This is a genomic window from Kitasatospora sp. NPDC056531 (assembly GCF_042794375.1).
Classification (GTDB): domain Bacteria; phylum Actinomycetota; class Actinomycetes; order Streptomycetales; family Streptomycetaceae; genus Kitasatospora.
This window is the reverse complement of sequence record NZ_JBHTTU010000135.1, coordinates 614-4,419: the sequence shown is the minus strand read 5'-3', so window position 1 is coordinate 4,419 and position 3,806 is coordinate 614. Positions and strand designations below refer to the sequence as shown.

Here is a 3,806-nt window from a genome sequence, read left to right as displayed (position 1 = left end):
GGATGGTCGGCCTGCCCGCCGCGGCCGGCTGACGGCTGCTGCTCGGCGGGGGCGGCAGCCTGCTCGGCGCGGCCGTCGCCGGACTGGTCTGGCTGCTGCGCCGCCGCACCACCGACCCGGTGCTGGAGACGGTGATAGCGCTGGTCACCCCGTACGCGGCGTACGTACTGGCGGAGTCCGCGCACACCTCTGGCGTCACCTCGGTGGTGGTCGCCGGGGTGCTGCTCGGCCGCTCCGGCCACCGGCTGACCGACGCGAACATCCGACTCCAACTGCACGCCGTGTACGCGGTCGTGGTGTTCCTGCTGGAGAGCGTCGTCTTCTCCATCGTCGGCCTGGAACTGCCCACCCTGGTCCGGGAGCTGCCGGCCGGCACCGGCTGGTGGCCACTGCAGTCGACGGCGATCGCGGCGGTGCTGATCGCCGTGCGGGTGCTGTGGACCCTGCCGCTCACCCGCGCCGTCAAACCCAGCCGGGGGCGGCTGTCCTGGCGCGTCGCCGGGGTGGTCACCTGGGCGGGCACCCGGGGCGTCATGCCGCTGGCCGCCGCGCTGTCCATCCCGCTGCTCACCGAGGGCGGCGACCGACTCGCCGGACGGCCGCTGGTCCTGGTGCTCACCGTCTCCAACGTCGTTCTCACCCTGGTCGTCCAGGGCCTGACCCTCGCCGCCGTGGTCAACCGCTCCGGGCTCGCCCTCGAACCCGAGCACACCGCGCGCGAGGAGGAGGACGCCCGCGACGAGCTCAACCGCGCCGCCCTCGACCACGTCGACGGCCTCGCCGAGCTGGAGGCCGTCCCGGAGACCGCCGTCGACCGGGTGCGCCGCGCGCTGACCGCCCGGCTCGACCGCACCCCCGAGGCCCCGGACGGCACCACCGCCGACGACGCCTACCGCCAGCTGCGGCACGAGGTCATCGCGGTGCAGAACACCCGGCTGCACCGCCTCTACGAGGAGCACCGGATAAGCGACACCACGCTGCGGGTGCTCCAGCGCGACCTCGACCTGGAGCAGGCGGCGCTGGGGCGGAACTGACCGGGCCTGCGGTCGGCCGAGGTGTCAGAACATCAGCACGACCAGGCCCGCCGCCCCCGCCGCACAGACCACGGCGAGCAGCGCCAGCGCCGACGGCCCCGGGGGCGGCGGGAGGCGGTGCTCCGGGTGGACGGCCCTACCGCGCCCCGGCCGGGCGGGGTGGTACCGGACGGTCACCTCGTCCCCCTCCCGGTAGCGGCCGCCCTCGGGCCGTTCGTCGGAGCGCACCAGCTCGGCGGTCCGCCCGTCCGGCAGGCCGTACTCGATCGTCACCCGCCAGCGGTCGTAGCCCTCGGAGGTGGTGTACATCCGCACCTTCCGCACCCGGCCGACCGCGCACACACCCTCCCGGCGCAGCGCCAGGTCGGTCCGGGCCGCCGAGGCGAACAGCGCGCAGAGGCAGGCCAGGATCACCGCCCCGGCCAGGAGGAACAGGTCCACCACCCACACGCGAATCAATGTACCTAGCACGCAACGGAGTTGAACAGACGGCGTCAGGTCGTCGCGGGCCCGGCCGCACCCCGGCCTCCCGGCCGTCCGGGGCTGCCGTCACACTGTCGCGGGCACGAACACGCACCACCGATCGGGGACACCATGACCAAGAGCCGGAACAAGAAGCAGAAGAGGCCGCTCGCCGCGGGCGCCTCCCGGCCGACTAAGCCCGTCCGCAAGCGCACGGGCAAGGACGCTCCGCTCGCGCCCCGCACGGTGCGCCGGACGGCGGTCCTGGTCGGGGTGCTCGCGCCGCTGCTGATCATCGGGCTGCTCGCGCTCGCCACCAACCCGGACTACCAGGTCGCCTGCACCGTCCTCGCGGTCCTGGTCCTGATGGCCTCCGTGGTGGGGCTGATGCTGATCCGGAGCACCGGATGGGTGGTCTGGCCGGCCGTTCTGCTGGGCGTGCTGCTGCTGGTGCTCCCCACGTCCGCCATCCGCGCGCAGCTGATCGCCCAGCGCGGGGTGGAGACCAGGGTGGTCGTCACCGCGGTTCACAGCGGCAAGGACAAGATGGGCAAGGTGAGCTGGACCTGCGACATCCGGCGCGAGGACCACCAGCCCCTGCCGCACGGCACGATCGGCGGCGTCGGCTGCTCGGGCGGCTCCGTCGGCACCACCGCGACCGTCCTGGTCGACCCGGCCGGCTGGGCCCCGCCGGCCACCCGGGACGAGGACCTCTCCTTCCGCGGCAGCGGTGTCTACGTCACGGGCGTCGTCGCCGTCCTCTGGGCCGCGCTCACCTTCGGCGCCGCGCACCGCGCCCTGCGGGGCAAGGGCACGCGGGGCGGCCGGGGCGGCCGCAAGGGCGGCAAGTAGCGGGATCTGATACCGGGCTTTCGGCAGTCCGGGGCTGTCCTCCCGCCGCTGACGGCCGATCCGCTGCCCCAGGTGGCGGGCGTCCTGCTCGCCGTCGTCCTCATCGTCGCCACCTTCCTCGTAGTCGCCGCACGCCGGTGAGCCGTGGCTCCAGGCCGAACTGAGCAGAGGTGATCGGGTGCGTCGCCGGCCGGGCCGGGGGCGCACCCGCCGTCATCCGGTGGCCAGGCCGTCGAGCAGGGCGAGGGCGTCCTCGACCGAACCGGCCGGGTCGGTGACGGGGTAGAGCACGGCCCGCACGGTGCGGGTGGTGTCCAGGACCAGGGTGAGCCGCTTGAACCGGTCGACGCCCGAGGCCCGGAAGGTGGGCAGCCGGAGGGAGCCGGCCAGCTCCAGCCCGGCGTCCGACAGCAGTGGGAACGGGATCCGCGCGTGCTCGGCGAACGCCGCCAGCTGGTCCGGGCGCTGGGTGCTGACGCCGTAGACGGCGGCGTCGCGGGCGGCGAACTCGCCCATCCGGTTCCGGTAGGTGCAGGACTCCAGCGTGCAGCCGGCCGCGCCCGGGATCTCGCCCCAGCCGGGCGGGTGGCCCATGACGCCCGGCGCGAAGGCGCCCGGGAAGCAGTACAGCACCGTCCAGGCCCGGTCCGCGGCCACCGGGTCGACCCACCCGCCGGAGGCGGCGGCGAGCTCCAGGGCGGGCAGCCGGCGGCCGGTGAGCGCCATCACCCGGCGGGTCTCGGCGGAGTCGGCGGTACTGGTACCGGAGAGCGATCCGTCGCCCAGGACGTACCGCCCGCCCCAGTCCTGCAGGGCGACCAGCACCGGCAGCAGGCCGCGCCCGGTGTCCGTCAGGTGGTACTCGTAGCGCGGCGGGTGCGGGTGGTAGAGCCGCTTCTCCAGCACGCCGTCGGCGACGAGTGCCTTGAGCCGCTCGGTGAGCACCTTCCGACTGATGCCGAGCCCGCTCTGCAGTGCGTCGAAGTGGTGGGTGCCGCCCGCGACGTCCCTGATCAGGAGCAGGGTCCAGGTGTCCCCCACCACGCTCAGGGCCTGGGAGATCGCGCAGTCGGGGTCAGCCGCTTCCGTGTGCCGCATGATCACCCATTATAGTGCGTTCCTAAAAGGAACTCACTCGGTCGTGGACCGGTGGCAGCAAAGGGGCGGACGTGGCAACGGAGACGGCGAACACGACGAGAACGGTGGACCCGGCACGGCCCGGCGGGCGGCGCCCGGGCAGCGGGGCGGGGGCGTTCTGGCGCTACTGGACCGCCTCGACGGTCAGCCGCCTCGGGGACCAGGTGACGACGGTGGCCCTGCCGCTGATCGCCGTGGTCACCCTGCACGCCTCGGCGTTCGAGGTCGGCCTGATCACGGGCGCCGCCTACGTCGCCTGGCTGCTGATCGGACTGCCGGCCGGCGTGCTGGTCCGGCGACTGCCGCTGCGCGGCACCCAGG

General features: G+C 74.3%; 4 protein-coding genes and 1 pseudogene. 3 read left to right on the top strand and 2 right to left on the bottom strand.

The annotated features are described in order from the left end of the window. Window positions 1-35 precede the first annotated feature (35 nt). Entirely contained in the window at window positions 36-1,034 is a 999-nt protein-coding gene (locus ACFQ87_RS41480; RefSeq protein WP_380616149.1) for a cation:proton antiporter, read from the top strand. A gap of 24 nt (window positions 1,035-1,058) precedes the next feature. On the opposite strand, the gene ACFQ87_RS41475 is transcribed toward ACFQ87_RS41480, so the two are convergent. Beyond that, window positions 1,059-1,484 carry a DUF3592 domain-containing protein gene (locus ACFQ87_RS41475; protein WP_380616143.1) on the bottom strand — a complete coding sequence of 142 codons (426 nt, stop codon included), beginning with the start codon at window positions 1,482-1,484 and terminating at the stop codon, window positions 1,059-1,061. A gap of 144 nt (window positions 1,485-1,628) precedes the next feature. On the opposite strand from ACFQ87_RS41475, the gene ACFQ87_RS41470 reads away from it, so the two are divergent. Next, complete coding sequence (locus ACFQ87_RS41470) at window positions 1,629-2,348, top strand: hypothetical protein (protein WP_380616142.1); 720 nt, start codon at window positions 1,629-1,631, stop codon at window positions 2,346-2,348. A gap of 213 nt (window positions 2,349-2,561) precedes the next feature. On the opposite strand, the gene ACFQ87_RS41465 is transcribed toward ACFQ87_RS41470, so the two are convergent. Then, window positions 2,562-3,446, bottom strand: a complete 885-nt coding sequence (locus ACFQ87_RS41465; protein ID WP_380616141.1) for a winged helix-turn-helix transcriptional regulator — start codon at window positions 3,444-3,446, stop codon at window positions 2,562-2,564. A gap of 71 nt (window positions 3,447-3,517) precedes the next feature. Between ACFQ87_RS41465 and ACFQ87_RS41460 the strand changes: the two are divergent. Continuing rightward, window positions 3,518-3,806: pseudogene (locus tag ACFQ87_RS41460) on the top strand (MFS transporter); the annotation flags it as partial.